At 66.6% G+C, this 16,166-nt stretch carries 9 protein-coding genes and 2 rRNA genes; 4 read left to right on the top strand and 7 right to left on the bottom strand.

The window, feature by feature from the left end:
- Positions 1 to 120: 120 nt before the first annotated feature.
- The 7 genes from ACO229_RS11760 to ACO229_RS11790 all read right to left on the bottom strand — a co-directional run bounded on the left by ACO229_RS11760 (position 121) and on the right by ACO229_RS11790 (position 10,943).
- Positions 121 to 3,248 (bottom strand): 23S ribosomal RNA (locus ACO229_RS11760).
- Between the two features lie 603 nt (positions 3,249 to 3,851).
- Positions 3,852 to 5,376: ribosomal RNA gene (locus tag ACO229_RS11765) — 16S ribosomal RNA — on the bottom strand.
- The 16S and 23S rRNA genes sit together here, the layout of an rRNA operon.
- Before the next feature lie 692 nt (positions 5,377 to 6,068).
- Positions 6,069 to 7,892, bottom strand: coding sequence for a glutamine--fructose-6-phosphate transaminase (isomerizing) (gene glmS / locus ACO229_RS11770; RefSeq protein ID WP_423465037.1), 1,824 nt, complete (start codon positions 7,890 to 7,892; stop codon positions 6,069 to 6,071).
- A 29-nt stretch (positions 7,893 to 7,921) separates the two neighbouring features.
- A complete protein-coding gene (locus tag ACO229_RS11775; protein WP_397418644.1) occupies positions 7,922 to 8,185 on the bottom strand; it encodes a hypothetical protein in 264 nt (87 codons plus the stop codon).
- A gap of 149 nt (positions 8,186 to 8,334) precedes the next feature.
- A complete protein-coding gene (tyrS, locus tag ACO229_RS11780; RefSeq protein ID WP_423465038.1) occupies positions 8,335 to 9,594 on the bottom strand; it encodes a tyrosine--tRNA ligase in 1,260 nt (419 codons plus the stop codon).
- Between the two features lie 111 nt (positions 9,595 to 9,705).
- Positions 9,706 to 10,128 (bottom strand): VOC family protein, encoded by a 423-nt coding sequence (locus ACO229_RS11785; RefSeq protein ID WP_423465039.1) that lies wholly within the window; start codon positions 10,126 to 10,128, stop codon positions 9,706 to 9,708.
- A gap of 113 nt (positions 10,129 to 10,241) precedes the next feature.
- The gene (locus ACO229_RS11790; RefSeq protein ID WP_423465040.1) at positions 10,242 to 10,943 is read right to left on the bottom strand and encodes a helix-turn-helix transcriptional regulator; all 702 of its coding nucleotides are present in this window, start codon (positions 10,941 to 10,943) and stop codon (positions 10,242 to 10,244) included.
- A gap of 149 nt (positions 10,944 to 11,092) precedes the next feature.
- Here ACO229_RS11790 and ACO229_RS11795 point away from each other — a divergent pair, with 149 nt between their 5' ends.
- Genes ACO229_RS11795 through ACO229_RS11810 form a run of 4 tightly spaced genes read left to right on the top strand, consistent with a single transcriptional unit; the run spans position 11,093 to position 16,122 of the window.
- On the top strand, positions 11,093 to 12,355 hold the full coding sequence (locus ACO229_RS11795; RefSeq protein WP_423465041.1) for an ABC transporter substrate-binding protein: 1,263 nt from the start codon (positions 11,093 to 11,095) through the stop codon (positions 12,353 to 12,355).
- Between the two features lie 26 nt (positions 12,356 to 12,381).
- The gene (locus tag ACO229_RS11800; RefSeq protein WP_423465042.1) at positions 12,382 to 13,308 is read left to right on the top strand and encodes a carbohydrate ABC transporter permease; all 927 of its coding nucleotides are present in this window, start codon (positions 12,382 to 12,384) and stop codon (positions 13,306 to 13,308) included.
- Positions 13,308 to 14,177: a carbohydrate ABC transporter permease gene (locus tag ACO229_RS11805; RefSeq protein ID WP_397432526.1), complete on the top strand. Its 870-nt coding sequence runs from the start codon at positions 13,308 to 13,310 to the stop codon at positions 14,175 to 14,177. The genes ACO229_RS11800 and ACO229_RS11805 overlap by 1 nt, the downstream gene beginning before the upstream one ends.
- Positions 14,178 to 14,181: 4 nt before the next feature.
- Positions 14,182 to 16,122 (top strand): hypothetical protein, encoded by a 1,941-nt coding sequence (locus ACO229_RS11810; RefSeq protein ID WP_423465043.1) that lies wholly within the window; start codon positions 14,182 to 14,184, stop codon positions 16,120 to 16,122.
- The last annotated feature ends 44 nt before the right edge of the window (positions 16,123 to 16,166 follow it).

Raw genomic sequence — 16,166 nt, forward strand, 5'->3', positions numbered from 1 at the left:
ACTATCGAGACCAGGCAACCCCACACCACAAACAAGAGGGGGGTTGGTGCCCGTGACTCGGGAACCGCACAGTGGACGCGAACACACACACCAGTAAACTGGCTTGAAAGAATTTGAGTGTTGAGAAAGTTATCGGCAAGTTAGTACCGGTCAGCTCCACAAGTCTTCAGTCCTTGCTTCCACATCCGGCCTATCAACCCAGTAGTCTGCTGGGCGCCTCCCACACACAAGGTGTATGGAAACCTCATCTCGAAGCAGGCTTCCCGCTTAGATGCTTTCAGCGGTTATCCCTTCCGAACGTAGCCAACCAGCCATGCTCCTGGCGGAACAACTGGCACACCAGAGGTTCGTCCGTCCCGGTCCTCTCGTACTAGGGACAGCCCTTCTCAAGTTTCCTACGCGCGCAGCGGATAGGGACCGAACTGTCTCACGACGTTCTAAACCCAGCTCGCGTACCGCTTTAATGGGCGAACAGCCCAACCCTTGGGACCTACTCCAGCCCCAGGATGCGACGAGCCGACATCGAGGTGCCAAACCATGCCGTCGATATGGACTCTTGGGCAAGATCAGCCTGTTATCCCCGGGGTACCTTTTATCCGTTGAGCGACGGCGCTTCCACAAGCCACCGCCGGATCACTAGTTCCGACTTTCGTCCCTGCTCGACCTGTCAGTCTCACAGTCAAGCTCCCTTGTGCACTTGCACTCGACACCTGATTACCAACCAGGCTGAGGGAACCTTTGAGCGCCTCCGTTACATTTTAGGAGGCAACCGCCCCAGTTAAACTACCCACCAGGCACTGTCCCTGATCCGGATCACGGACCGAGGTTAGACATCCGAAGCGATCAGAGTGGTATTTCAACAATGACTCCACCCGAGCTGGCGCCCGAGCTTCACAGTCTCCCACCTATCCTACACAAACCGCACCGAACACCAATACCAAGCTATAGTAAAGGTCCCGGGGTCTTTCCGTCCTGCTGCGCGTAACGAGCATCTTTACTCGTACTGCAATTTCGCCGAGTTCGCGGTTGAGACAGCGGAGAAGTCGTTACGCCATTCGTGCAGGTCGGAACTTACCCGACAAGGAATTTCGCTACCTTAGGATGGTTATAGTTACCACCGCCGTTTACTGGGGCTTAAATTCTGGGCTTCGCCGAAGCTGACCCGTCCTCTTAACCTTCCAGCACCGGGCAGGCGTCAGTCCGTATACATCGTCTTGCGACTTCGCACGGACCTGTGTTTTTAGTAAACAGTCGCTTCTCCCTGGTCTCTGCGGCCCTCCCCGCATCCCCCAGCAAGTGGGTTAACGGTTCAGGCCCCCCTTCTCCCGAAGTTACGGGGGCATTTTGCCGAGTTCCTTAACCACGATTCACTCGATCGCCTTAGTATTCTCTACCTGACCACCTGAGTCGGTTTAGGGTACGGGCGGCTAGTCCCTCGCGTCGAGGCTTTTCTAGGCAGCATAGGATCACCAGATTCCCGCATACACGGTCTCTATCAGCTCTCACCCTCAACGACACCCGGATTTGCCTAGGTGTCGGGCTACGACCTTGGACATGGACAACCATCGCCACGCCTGGCTACCTTCCTGCGTCACCCCTGTTAACACGCTTACCTACTACCGGATCAGGTCCCACGCCGCCCCACCAGTGAGACCCGAAGGTCTCGGCGGTGGCTTGGGGTGGTTAGTATCACCGGGCTCGGTATGGGCGGTACTTCGCCGGTAGGAGAATATCAACTCCTTGTCCATCGACTACGCCTGTCGGCCTCGCCTTAGGTCCCGACTTACCCAGGGCGGATGAACCTGGCCCTGGAACCCTTGGTCATTCGGCGGACGGGATTCACACCCGTCATTCGCTACTCATGCCTGCATTCTCACTCGTGTAGGCTCCACCGCTAGGTCACCCTGCGACTTCACTGCCCACACGACGCTCCCCTACCCACCCACACACCTGAACACACACCACAAGGGCGCATGCTGGGCTTGCGATCAAACGCAATGTGAGTGCCACGGCTTCGGCGGTGTGCTTGAGCCCCGCTACATTGTCGGCGCGGAATCACTTGACCAGTGAGCTATTACGCACTCTTTCAAGGGTGGCTGCTTCTAAGCCAACCTCCTGGTTGTCTGTGCAACTCCACATCCTTTCCCACTGAGCACACGCTTAGGGGCCTTAGCCGGTGATCTGGGCTGTTTCCCTCTCGACCACGGAGCTTATCCCCCGCAGTCTCACTGCCACGCTTAAACTTACCGGCATTCGGAGTTTGGCTGACGTCAGTAACCTGGTGAGGCCCATTAGCCATCCAGTAGCTCTACCTCCGGCAAGAAACACGCGACGCTGCACCTAAATGCATTTCGGGGAGAACCAGCTATCACGAAGTTTGATTGGCCTTTCACCCCTAACCACAGGTCATCCCCCAGGTTTTCAACCCTGGTGGGTTCGGTCCTCCACGCCGTCTTACCGGCGCTTCAACCTGCCCATGGCTAGATCACTTCGCTTCGGGTCTAGACCCGGCGACTCAAACGCCCTCTTCGGACTCGCTTTCGCTACGGATACCCCACACGGGTTAACCTCGCCACCGAGCACTAACTCGCAGGCTCATTCTTCAAAAGGCACGCCGTCACCCCTACCAAGGAGGCTCCGACGGATTGTAGGCACATGGTTTCAGGTACTATTTCACTCCCCTCCCGGGGTACTTTTCACCTTTCCCTCACGGTACTTGTCCGCTATCGGTCACTAGGTAGTATTTAGGCTTAGCAAGTGGTCTTGCCAGATTCACACGAGATTTCACGGGCCCCGTGCTACTTGGGATCCCCTCCACCAGGCCGCACCATTTCGTCTACGGGACTCCCACCCACTACGGTCCGGTATTCAACCCGGTTCGACTATGACACGACTTTCTCACTGGCCGGAAGACTGTCAGATCTTCCCGGAAGGTCCCACAACCCCGCACACGCAACGCCTGACAGCTTGACACGCATACGGTTTGGCCTCATCCGCTTTCGCTCGCCACTACTCACGGAATATCTCTTCCTGTCGGTACTGAGATGTTTCACTTCCCGACGTTCCCTCCACACGCCCTATACATTCAAGCGCGGGTAACCGAACATGACTTCGGCTGGGTTCCCCCATTCGGAGACCCTCGGATCACAGCTCGTCTGCCAACTCCCCGAGGATTATCGCAGGCTACAACGTCCTTCTTCGGCTCCTAGTGCCAAGGCATCCACCAATGTGCCCTTAAAAACTTTCGGCAACACTACAATCACAGAAACCAAGACAACACACCCGACAACACCCCGACCCACACGACCCAAAAGGCCCTGCCAGCCAGACCATCGCCAAGCAGTCTTGGAAACATTCAAAGATGCTCGCGTCCACTATGCAGTTCTCAAGCAACGGACGAACCCACCAGAGCGACCCGCACCCACCACCACCGGCACGCCGGCTGGTCTGAAGTGCCACTCAGTGACCCGTGTCCAGTCAGAAACAACCCGTCCCCCACACACCCCACTCACCCACCCCGAAGGGACAAGACCCCCGAAGGGACAAGCTCGTGGCGCATGAGGCAGCCGGTTGCCTCAGGACCCAACAGTGTGCTCGGCAAGCCACCACCACCTGCGACCACCACGTTCCAACCCACCCAGCAAGGAGACAAGCCCCCCACCAACCAGGCGTACTAGCAGCAGCCACCAGCACGGTGACTCTTCGTCAATGTTCCACCCATGAGCAACCACCCCAGACGCGTACGGCCTGGGCCTGGCCTCTGCCACCAGCACCCACCAGCCCAGGGACGAACCCACGAGCCGGCACGGCATCCCCGGCTTCCCGGGGCCTGATGGAGATGAGCTCCTTAGAAAGGAGGTGATCCAGCCGCACCTTCCGGTACGGCTACCTTGTTACGACTTAGTCCCAATCGCCAGTCCCACCTTCGACCACTCCCTCCCACAAGGGGTTGGGCCGTGAGCTTCGGGTGTTACCAACTTTCGTGACTTGACGGGCGGTGTGTACAAGGCCCGGGAACGTATTCACCGCAGCGTTGCTGATCTGCGATTACTAGCGACTCCGACTTCACGGGGTCGAGTTGCAGACCCCGATCCGAACTGAGACCGGCTTTTTGGGATTCGCTCCACCTCACGGTATCGCAGCCCTCTGTACCGGCCATTGTAGCATGCGTGAAGCCCAAGACATAAGGGGCATGATGATTTGACGTCATCCCCACCTTCCTCCGAGTTGACCCCGGCAGTCTCCCATGAGTCCCCGGCATAACCCGCTGGCAACATGAGACAAGGGTTGCGCTCGTTGCGGGACTTAACCCAACATCTCACGACACGAGCTGACGACAACCATGCACCACCTGTGTACGAGTGTCCAAAGAGAACCCCATCTCTGGGGCTTTCTCGTACATGTCAAGCCTTGGTAAGGTTCTTCGCGTTGCATCGAATTAATCCGCATGCTCCGCCGCTTGTGCGGGCCCCCGTCAATTCCTTTGAGTTTTAGCCTTGCGGCCGTACTCCCCAGGCGGGGCACTTAATGCGTTAGCTACGGCACAGAACCAGTGGAACTGGCCCCACACCTAGTGCCCAACGTTTACGGCATGGACTACCAGGGTATCTAATCCTGTTCGCTCCCCATGCTTTCGCTCCTCAGCGTCAGTAACTGCCCAGAGACCTGCCTTCGCCATCGGTGTTCCTCCTGATATCTGCGCATTCCACCGCTACACCAGGAATTCCAGTCTCCCCTACAGCACTCCAGTCTGCCCGTACCCGATGCAAGCTCACAGTTGAGCCATGAGATTTCACACCAGACGCGACAGACCGCCTACGAGCTCTTTACGCCCAATAATTCCGGACAACGCTTGCGCCCTACGTATTACCGCGGCTGCTGGCACGTAGTTAGCCGGCGCTTCTTCTGCAGGTACCGTCACTTGCGCTTCTTCCCTGCTGAAAGAGGTTTACAACCCGAAGGCCGTCATCCCTCACGTGGCGTCGCTGCATCAGGCTTTCGCCCATTGTGCAATATTCCCCACTGCTGCCTCCCGTAGGAGTCTGGGCCGTGTCTCAGTCCCAGTGTGGCCGGTCGCCCTCTCAGGCCGGCTACCCGTCGACGCCTTGGTAGGCCATTACCCCACCAACAAGCTGATAGGCCGCGAGCCCATCCCCCACCGAAAAACTTTCCAACACCCACCATGCAGTGAGTGCTCATATCCGGTATTAGACCCCGTTTCCAAGGCTTATCCCGAAGTGGAGGGCAGGTTGCTCACGTGTTACTCACCCGTTCGCCACTGATCCACCCCTGCAAGCAGGAGCTTCACCGTTCGACTTGCATGTGTTAAGCACGCCACCAGCGTTCGTCCTGAGCCAGGATCAAACTCTCCGTAAAAGAGAAACATCCACACCCACTCACGTGAGCGCGAACAATGATACCGGCCAGATCAAAACCAAACTGGTTTCAATGATCCGATCCAAAAACAACCCCCATCACCCCGAACCACACCACCATCCAGCAGCACGATCCGAAACAAGAGAGTCAAATAATTGGCATTGACTATCAAGCACACTGTTGAGTTCTCAAACAACCGACGCACACCGTCAGAGCCACAATCTTCCGACCGTTTCCCTGCCCGGGGCAGTTCCTCTAACTTACCAGGACCTTTCGGACTTTTCCAAATCCCCTCCGGCCGAGACCGTGAGCGAATTATTCGAGCGTCCGAATGAATTCTGGTACCCATTTTCGCGTCCCAGAAGCTGAGCTTCGATGTTCCGCGAGGTAGGGGGCCTCCTCGATCGGAGGCAACCTCTGTAACTTACCCTATCACGTTCCCCGGCGCAAGGACCCTCGTGAGGATCCATGGTCGTGGGAGGCGATCTGACAAGCCCCCACCCAGTTCCGGGGCGCACTAGGCTACTACGAGAACTGGGTTGGTTTCCACCCCGGGACCGGCCAGTCGCGCTCGACGCGCTTCCTGTCCGTGCCTCCCTGCCGGGCGAACGACAGGAACAGTACACAGACCTGGGCCCGCACGCCAAATCGGCAGTCACCAGGGAACGGCGGGCCCAGGGCATCAGGCCGGATCACTCCACGGTGACCGACTTCGCGAGGTTCCGCGGCTTGTCGACGTCGTGCCCGAGCGTGAGCGCCGCGTGGTACGCGAGGAGCTGCAGCGGCACGGTCAGGAGCAGGGGGTCGAGCTCCCGCTCGTTCTTCGGCACGTCGATCCGCTCGGCGTGCAGCTCCCCGAGGTCGACGCCCGCGTGCGTCACGACCACGAGGGGGCCACCCCGCGCCGCGATCTCATGGAGGGCGGCCACGTTGCGGTCGGTCAGCTCGTCGTCGGGCACGACGGCGACCGTGGGCACCTCGGGCGAGACCAGGGCCAGCGGGCCGTGCTTGAGCTCCGACATCTGGTAGGCCTCGGCGTGCCGGTAGCTGATCTCCTTGAACTTCTGCGCACCCTCCCGGGCGACCGGATAGCCCCGGACCCGGCCCACGAAGAACAGGCTCTCGGCCGCCGCGAGCGCCTTCGCCGCTCGCGCGACCGTCTCCTCGCCGTCGAGCACCTGCTCGATCTGGGCGGGCAGGGCCTGCAGGCCCGCGACCAGGCGGCGGCCGTCGGCGACGGACAGGTCGCGCACCCGCCCGAGCTGGAGGGCGAGCAGGGCGAAGCCCACGAACATCGTGGTCAGTGCCTTGGTGGACGCGACGGCGATCTCGGGTCCCGCGTGCAGGTAGATCCCGCCGTCGCAGGCCCGCGCGATCGCGGAGCCGACCACGTTGACCAGCCCGATGACCCGGCCGCCCTTGCGCCGGATCTCCTCGACCGCGAGCAGCGTGTCGATGGTCTCGCCCGACTGGCTCACCGCGACGTACAGCGTGTCGGGCTCGATCACGGGGCTGCGGTAGCGGAACTCGCTGGCGGGTTCGGCGTCGGCGGGGATGCGTGCGAGCTCCTCGACGAGCGATGCGCCCATCTGTCCCACGTAGTAGGCGGAGCCGCAGCCGAGGATCTTGACCCGCCGGATCGCGCGCAGCTCGCGTGCGTCCATCTCGAGCCCGCCGAGGTGCGCGGTCGCGAACCGCTCGTCGAGCCGGCCGCGGAGCGCCCGTTCCACGCTGGCCGGCTGCTCCAGCATCTCGGTGTACATCCGAGGCCGGCCGTCGACGGTGCCGTGCTCGTAGGCGCTCGGATCGACGTCGACCTCGCGCGCCGTGGTCTGCGTACGGGTGAGGTCCCGCCGGAAGGTCGTGAAGCCCGATGCCGTGACGGTCGCCAGCTCGCCGTCGGCCAGGTGGGCCACCGTGGTGGTGTGCCGGACCAGGGCCGCCAGGTCGGAGGCGACGAACATCTCCTTGTCCCCGACGCCCACGAGCAGCGGACTGCCGTTGCGGGCCACCACCACCCGGTCCGGGAAGGCGGCGTGCACCACGGCCAGCCCGTAGGTGCCCTCGACGGCGTCCAGCGCCTCGACGACCTTGCCCTCGAGGGTTTCGGCGTCGGACAGGGCGACGAGATGGGCGAAGACCTCGGTGTCGGTGTCGCTCGCGAGCGGCACCCCCTGGTCGGTGAGCCGGGCGCGCAGCGCGGCGGCGTTGTCGATGATGCCGTTGTGCACCACGGCGACGGCGCCGCTCGCGTCCGTGTGCGGGTGGGCGTTGACGTCGGTGGCGGGGCCGTGCGTGGCCCAGCGGGTGTGGCCGATGCCCACGCGGCCGGGCATCCGCTTGGGCAGGACCTCGGCGAGGTCGCGCACGCGGCCGGCGCGCTTGGCGACGCGGACCTGGGAGCCGACGACGGCGACGCCCGCCGAGTCGTACCCGCGATGCTCGAGCCGGCCGAGGGCCTCGACGAGCAGAGGGGCGGCGTTCTGGCCGCCGACGTAACCGACGATTCCGCACATGGTGGTGCTCCTTCGTGTGGTGCTGGGGATCAGCCGTAGATCATCCGGCGCAGCTGTCGCTCGGTGAGCCGTGGGGCCGCGACGACCCGGTGCTCGAGCTCGGTGGCGATGCGCTCGAAGATCTCCGGGTTGCGCGCCCCGTGGACCTTCAGCTCGGCGTGCCGCCGTCGGACGACCTCCTCCACCGGCGTGGCGTAGTACGCCACGACGTCGCCGATCACGCGCGCCGCCTCGGCGGGGGTGAGACCGGTGGTCGCCGCCACGTGGGCGACGAGGTCGGAAGACGTCCTCATATCCGAGAGACTGACGCACTCGATCGCGAACAGCAATTTCTTGCCCGATTTCGGGCAAGTATCAGGACATGCCCGGCCGGACATGCGAACGGCGGCCACCCGCTGGTCAGCGGGTGGCCGCCGGCACGCTCGGTGCGGTCAGGCCAGCGTCACTCCGACGTCGCCACCGCCAGGGTCTTCTTCCCCCGGCGCAGCACCGCGTGCCTGCCGTGCAGCAGGTCCTCGGCGGCGAGCGCGGCGTCGTCGGACGTGACCTTCACGTTGTTGACGTACGCACCGCCCTCGGCGATCGCGCGGCGCGCGGCACCCTTGGACGCGACGAGGCCGGAGCCCACCATGAGGTCGGCGACGAGGTCACCCGCCTTGGCGGTGACGCGCGGCAGCTCCGCGACCGCACCGTCGAGCGTCCGGGCGTCGAGCCCGTCGAGCGATCCGCGGCCGAACAGCGCCTGGCTCGCCGCGATGACCGCCTCCGTGGCCCCCGCGCCGTGCACCAGCGTGGTGACGTCGCCCGCGAGCGCCTTCTGCGCCTCGCGCGCGAAGGGCCGCTCGGCCACCTCGCGCTCGAGCTCCGCGATCTCCTCGCGGGAGCGGAACGTGAACACCTTGAGGTAGTTCACGACGTCGGCGTCGGCCTGGTTGAGCCAGAACTGGTAGAAGGCGTAGGGGCTGGTCATCTCCGGGTCGAGCCAGATGGAGCCGCCCTCGGACTTGCCGAACTTGGTGCCGTCGGCCTTGGTGATCAGCGGCGTGGTCAGCGCATGGGCGCTGACGCCCTCCGCCTTGCGGATCAGCTCGACGCCGGCCAGCAGGTTGCCCCACTGGTCGTTGCCGCCCAGCTGCAGCGTGATGCCGTGGCGCCGGTACAGCTCGCGGAAGTCCATGCCCTGCAGCACCTGGTAGCTGAACTCGGTGAAGCTGATGCCCTCGTCCGAGGCGAGCCGCCGGGCCACGATGTCCTTGGACAGCATGGTGCCCAGCCGGAAGTGCTTGCCGATGTCGCGCAGGAACTCGATCGCCGACAGGGGGCCGGTCCAGTCGAGGTTGTTCACCATGCGCGCGGCGTTGTCGCCCTCGAAGGAGAGGTGCGGCTCGATCTGGGCGCGGATGCGCTCCACCCATCCGGCGACGATCTCGGGTGAGTTGAGGGTGCGCTCCCCCGAGTCGCGCGGGTCGCCGATCAGGCCCGTCGCGCCGCCGACCAGCAGGTAGGGCCGGTGGCCGGCGTCCTGCAGGCGGCGGGCGGTGAGGATCTGGACGAGGTTGCCGATGTGCAGCGACGGCGCCGTGGGGTCGAAGCCCACGTAATAGTCCACGGTGCCCTCCGACAGTGCAGAACGCAGCGCGGCCTCGTCGGTGGACTGCGCCACCAGGCCTCGCCATTGCAGCTCGTCGAAGATGTGGGTCACCGTGGATGCTCCTTCTGATGGGGTCGACCGGTCGTTGTCGGTCAGGTGTCGCTCGGCGGGCCTGCCGGCCCGCACGTCATAGTCTGCCCGACGGCGGCGCGGGACTCGCCCTCATTCCGTCCCGGCCTGTTCGACGCCGGCCCGCTCACGCGCCTCGGCGCTCACGGGCGTGAACAGGTTCACCAGGGTGCCGTCGGGGTCGCGCACGAGCAGCGACCGGTTGCCCCAGGGCATGGTGGTCGGCGGGGTCACGGTCGGCACCGTGTCGTCGAGGCCGGCGAACAGCGCGTCGACGTCGTCGACGAGGAACTCCACGATGGCCGTCCGGTTGTCCGACGGGCCCGCGGCGCCGGGGCCGAAGAGCTGGACGGTCCGGGTGCTGCCGATGGCGAGGGTGCCCCTCTCCGTGCGCAGCTCGGCGAACTCGGGGGACGGCCGGTCCGCGGTCGCACCGGTGACCCGCTCGTAGAAGGCCGCCAGGCGGTCGACGTCGTCGGTGATGAGGCGCACGGAGGCGAGGGTCGCAGGGCGCATGGGATGGTCCTCCTGGTCACTGCCACGGTCCGTCCGTGGCTCGTGCCCCCAGCCTCGGCCTGCTCGACGACACCCCGGTGTCGGTGTTTCCGCGGCGAGCGCGGGTCGCCCGGTCAGCCCAGGAGGGTCAGGGTGCGCAGGTCGCCCTCGGGCACCTGGACGTCCTCCGGCCGGACCACCCGCCGCGGCGCGCGCTCGCTGGTCGCCGTGACCCGGTCGACGCGGTCGAGACGGAAGGCCCGGACGCCGTCGCGCAGGCGGCACCAGGCCAGCAGGTACCACGCCGTGGACGAGCCGACGAAGCCGAGCGGCTCGACGTCGCGCGTCGTCGCGGCGCCCGCCCGGTCGGTGTACCGCAGGCGCAGGACCCGGCGTGCGGTGATCGCGTCGGTGAGCACGGCGGGGACGGGCGGCACCTCGGGCGGCGCCCCGAGCAGGTGCACGCGGGCGGCGAGGTCGTGGGCGGCGGTCGCGTCGTCGTCCCGCATGGCCGCGAGGATCTTGCGGAGCGCCGTCGAGCCCGCGGGGGCGAACGGCGTCCCGGCCAGGCCGCCCAGTGCGACGGCGACGGCGACCGCCTCGTCGGGGCTGAAGTTGACCGGCGGGAGGGTCCTGGACCGGTCGAGGCAGTAACCACCGGTACGGCCCGGCTCGGCCCAGACGGGCACCCCGGCCTGCTGCAGCGCGCCGATGTCGCGCTCGACGGTCCGGCGGCTGACCTCGAACCGGTCGGCCAGCCAGGACGCGCTCCGCGGGCGCGGGGACACGGCCCGCAGCTCCTCGACGATCGCGTACAGGCGGTCGGTCCGGTTCACCCGGCGAGCCTACGCGGGCCCGACGGCGACGTTCTTCCCAATCCAACGATTATCGATTACTCTCCCTGAGACGTCACTCCAGAGTCGTTCGCGCCACGTCGCGCGCCACGCACAGCAGCGTGCCGCGGCATCCCCCGAAAGGATCAACGATGATCAAGCACCGCACCCTCGTGAGCGTGGGCACGCTCACGGTGTCCGCCCTCGCCCTCACCGGCTGTGCCGGTCCCGACGGCGACGCCGCGGCCGGCGGCACCACCGAGCTGAGCCTGCTCGTCAACGTGACCCCCAACCTGACCGAGGAGTTCTGGAACGAGCTCGTCGCCCCGTTCGAGGAGGCGCACCCGGACATCGACGTCGTCGTGCAGAACCCGGGAGCCGAGGGCGTCGCCGCCGCCCTCCCCCGGCTCCTGACCGCCGGTGACGCTCCCGACGTGGTGCAGTCGCTGCCGCCGACGGTCGACCTGGCGCCCGAGCTCGTGGACCTGTCGCAGTACGAGTGGGCCTCCGGCGGGCCGCTGGCCGACCAGTACTCGATCGACGGCAAGTACTACATGGCCGGCATCGGCTTCCAGCTGCAGAGCCTGTGGTTCTACAACAAGACGGCATTCGAGGAGGCGGGCATCACCGGGACGCCCACCACCGTCGAGGAGCTCACCACGGCGCTCGGCAAGCTCAAGGACGCCGGCTGGACCCCGATCCAGACCGGTGGCGACTGGATGACCAGCCACTCGCTGCAGACGCTGGGCCTGCCGACCATCGTGGGTCAGGACCCGGAGTGGTTCGCCCGGATGAGCTCGGGCGAGGTGACGTTCGCCGACACCTACGGCGCGACGGTCGAGACGTACGCCGAGTGGGTGGCGAAGGGCTACGTGCCCAAGGACGCCCTGGGCATCAAGTACCCCGACGCGGAGCAGGCGTTCCTGTCCGGCAAGAGCGCGATCTACCCCATGGGCAGCTGGTTCGCCGGCACCGAGGCCAAGGCCGAGGAGAAGGCCGAGATCGGCGTCTTCGCGGCCCCCGCCGCACAGGGCGTCGGTACGCCGGCGATGGGTGCCAACATCGCCAGCCCCTACTCCATCCTCAAGACCAGCGAGGACCAGGACGCGGCCGCCGAGCTCGTCGAGTTCCTGGTGACCGACCAGACGGCCGTGGCCGACCAGCTCGAGGTGGACGGCAACTTCCGCGACGGCTACGAGTACGACATGGACGAGCTGGGCCAGGAGCTGCAGCAGATCGTGGCCGACACGCCCGCCGAGGCCTACACCCCGACCGGCCAGGGCTACGGCGAACGCACCCTGCCCGTGGGCTACTCCGACGAGATCAACGCCCAGACCCAGGCCCTGATCGGCGGCACCGCGGCCGCCGACGTCGAGGCGGCCATGGACGACTGGTTCGCCTCGACCATCGGCTGAACCCCGCCAGCAGACAGGTGACCGACATGGCAGACACGCTCACCGTCGTGCCCCGCCCGCGCCGCCGCCCGGCGGCGCGGGTGTGGCGCGACCGCCTCCCCGGGATCGTCATGGGCGGCCCCGCCGTCCTGGTGTTCCTGGCGATGTTCATCGTCCCGATGATCCTCGCGTTCGTGCTGAGCCTGACCGACTGGAACGGCTACAGCCTGAACTTCACGTTCATCGGGCTCGACAACTACGCCGAGGCGTTCCGCAACCCCCGCACGGTCGACGCCGCGATCTTCACCGCGGTCGTGGCGTTCTTCGGCACGGTGCTGTGCAACGGCGTCGGGCTCGCGATCGCGGCCCTCATCTCCGGCTCGGGCCGGGCGAACACGCTGATGCGCACGATCTTCTTCTACCCGTACATCATCAGCGCGCTGATCATCGGGTTCCTGTGGTCGGCCATGCTGGCGCCGGAGGGCGCCGTCAACGGCCTGCTCGGGCACCTCGGTGTGCCGCCGGTCCCGTTCCTCACGGAGGTGGGGTTCGCCAAGGCGAGCGTGATCCTGACGATCGTGTGGTCGCACTTCGGCTTCAACATGATCCTGTTCCTGGCCGGCATCAAGTCGGTGCCACCCGAGTACTACGAGGCCGCCACCGTGGACGGCGCCTCGAGGTGGCAGCAGTTCCGCAACGTGACGCTGCCGCTGATCGCCCCCGTGTTCACCGTGAACCTGGTGCTCACCCTCGTGGGGCTGCTCAAGGTCTACGACATCGTCCTGGCGCTGACCGACGGCGGTCCCGCGGGATCCACCCAGACGATCGTCTACCAGGTGCTGCGGGACTCGTTCGCGCAGTCCGAGCTCGGGTTCGGCGCCGCACAGTCGGTGATCCTGCTGCTCGCCACGGCCGTGCTCGGTCTCGGTGTGACGTTCGCCCGGCGCGGCGCGGAGAAGAAGGTGACGGACTGATGAGCAGGTACCCGACCCCCCGACGGACGCTGCGTGCACCCGGCGTGGGCACCGTGCTCAAGTGGGCGCTGCTCGGCGCCGGCGCCCTGGTCATGCTGGTGCCGCTGTACATCATGGTGATCAACGCCTTCAAGCCGCAGGAGGCGATCATCGCCTCCCCGCTGGCGATCGGCCCGGACACGTTCAGCCTGGAGTACCTGCAGGCGGCGCTGACCAGCGAGAAGTTCAACGTGGTGCGCGCCTACGGCGTCACGCTGCTGTTCGTGGCGCTGGTCAACGTGTTCGGCATCGCGCTGGCCGCGCCCGTGGCGTACGTGATCGCACGTGGTCGCTCGAAGTGGCACCTGGGGCTGCTGCTGCTGTTCGTGTCCGGGTTGTTCATCCCGGGCCAGGTGACGCTCATCCCCGTCGTGTTCGTGCTGCGGGTGCTGGGGCTGATCAACACGATCCCCGGCTTCGTCCTCTTCGAGACGGCGGCCACGCTGCCGGTCACGATCTTCCTGTTCGCCGCGTACCTGCGCACCGTGCCGCGGGACATCGACGAGGCCGCCGCGCTGGACGGCGCGGGCAAGATCCGGGCGTTCTGGGCCTGCATCTTCCCGATCATGCGGCCCGTGGTGGCCACCATCGTGGTGCTGAACTCGATCAGCGTCTGGAACGACTTCGTCAGCCCGCAGATCATCCTGGGCCCCAGCTCCGGCATCTACACCGTGACCACGGGCGTGTACGCGGCCGTCGGTGAGTTCTCGACGGACTACACGACCGTCTTCCCCACGCTGCTGCTCGCGGTGACGCCCGCGATCGTGTTCTTCGTCGTCATGCAGCGGCACATCATCGGCGGCCTGGTCGCCGGGGCGACGAAGGGCTGAGGCGATGCGGATCCCTACCATCCCCCTGCACGAGGTCCCCGCCTGGGCCGTGCTCGAACGCCGCCTGTTCGACGCGACCGAGGAGGCCTGGCGGCTGTTCGCCGAGCGGTACTGCGGGCCCGACGGCCGCATCCTGCACGCGGGCGGGTTCGAGCACCGCGACGGCGTGGACGACCTCTACGAGCCGTTCTTCAACTGGCCCGCCTTCTACGCCCTGGGCGGCAGCGACGACGTGCTGGACGCCGCCAAGCACCACTTCGAGGGCGTGACGGCGCAGCTCACCGAGGCCGGCATGCTGAGCGGCGAGTACGAGAACGGGTACGACTGGTTCCACCAGGGCGAGTCGCTGCTGTTCTTCTACGGCCTGTGCGCCGCCGACCCGGGCGACGAGCGGTTCGCCGAGCGCGCCCGGCGCTTCGCCGAGCTCTACACCGACCCGGCGCACGGCAACTACGACCCGGCACGCAACATCATCACGGCGCCGCACAACGGGGCCCGCGGCCCGCTGCCCGGGCTGGGCCCCGAGTGGCTCACCTACCCGGCCTCGCTCGACTACATGGCGGCCTACGGCCTCCCGCTGCACGGCTTGCCGGGCATCACGCGCTGGTCCGACCTGGAGGACCCCGCCAAGGCCCAGCTCATGGGCGACGAGATGCAGCGCCGCGCCGCCGGCGACACCGCGGTCAACCTGGCGGCCACGTCCCTGGTGACCAACCGCTGGCTGTACGACGGCGACGCCGCCTCGGCCGCGTGGGTGGCCCGGTACGTCGACGGCTGGCGGTCACGAGCCGAGGCCGCCGGTGGCCTCATGCCGGACAACGTGGCGCCCGACGGCGCCGTCGGCGGGTTGCACGACGGCGCCTGGTACGGCGGCCACTACGGCTGGACCTGGCCCCACGGCCTGCACTCGGTGGGCATGAGCACGCTGATCGGCGCGCTCAACGCGTCGTTCCTCACGGGCGGCGCCGGGCCCCGCGACGACGGACCCCTCGACCTGGTGCGCACGATGCTCGACACGGTGCTGGACCGGGCGGTCACCGCGCCCGTCACGCAGACGCCCTTCAGCCTGCGCGGGAGCTGGCTCGAACGACTCGGCCCGCACGCCGCCGAGCCAGCCCTCCTGGTGCCCTACCGGTACGGCGCCGACGGCTGGTTCGACTTCGGGCCGCTGCAGGCCGACCTGCCCGCCTGGCTGTGGTGGTGGACCCGCGACCCCGCCGACCGCGAGCGCCTGGACCGCGTGCTGGACGGCACCCCGGGATCGCGCGAGGTGCGGCCGTTCCGCGACAAGGTCGAGGCGGGACACGAGGGCCCGTGGCTCACGTTCCTCGACGGCACGTTCCCGGAGTACCCGGAGCGGGCGCTGTCGATGGCGCTGGGGCAGCTCGCCCGCCGGGTCGCGGTGATGGAGGCCGAGCCCGTGGACCCCGCGACGGTGCACCTGCACTTCTGGCAGCGGGTCAACCCCGTGGTCACCGAGGTGCTCGGGCAGCTCGTCACGGGCACGCCGCAGACGCTCTACAACGGTGGCCTGCCGTTCGCGGCGGTCGCCTACACCGACGCCGACCAGGGCCGCCCCGGTCTGCCACCCGACGTCGCCGCCCTGGTCACACGGCTGGACGGCGACCCGCAGGAGGGGCGCGTCGAGCTGTCCCTCGTCAACCTGTCGGCGACCCGCACGCGGCGGGTGCGCGTGCGGCCCGGCCGGTTCGGGGAGCAGCGCCTGACCGGCGTCGTGACCCGGGGCGAGGCGGGCGGCGTCTACCCGGGGCCGTCGACGGCGTCCGCCGGGCGGCCCGGCAGCCCCACGTCGGTAACCGTCCCGCTGGATGCCGCCGACCTGCTGGTCGAGCTGCCGCCGTCGCACCGCGCGGACCTCGTGCTGCTCACCGGGCCCGCCCTGACCCCGCCGCACCATGCCACGGCGGGCCGCCCCCGGTCCTGAGCCGCCGTTCACACCCACCCCAGCACCCCACCCGTTCCGAGAAG

It is taken from the genome of Promicromonospora sp. MS192 (genome assembly GCF_049532985.1).
GTDB lineage: Bacteria > Actinomycetota > Actinomycetes > Actinomycetales > Cellulomonadaceae > Promicromonospora.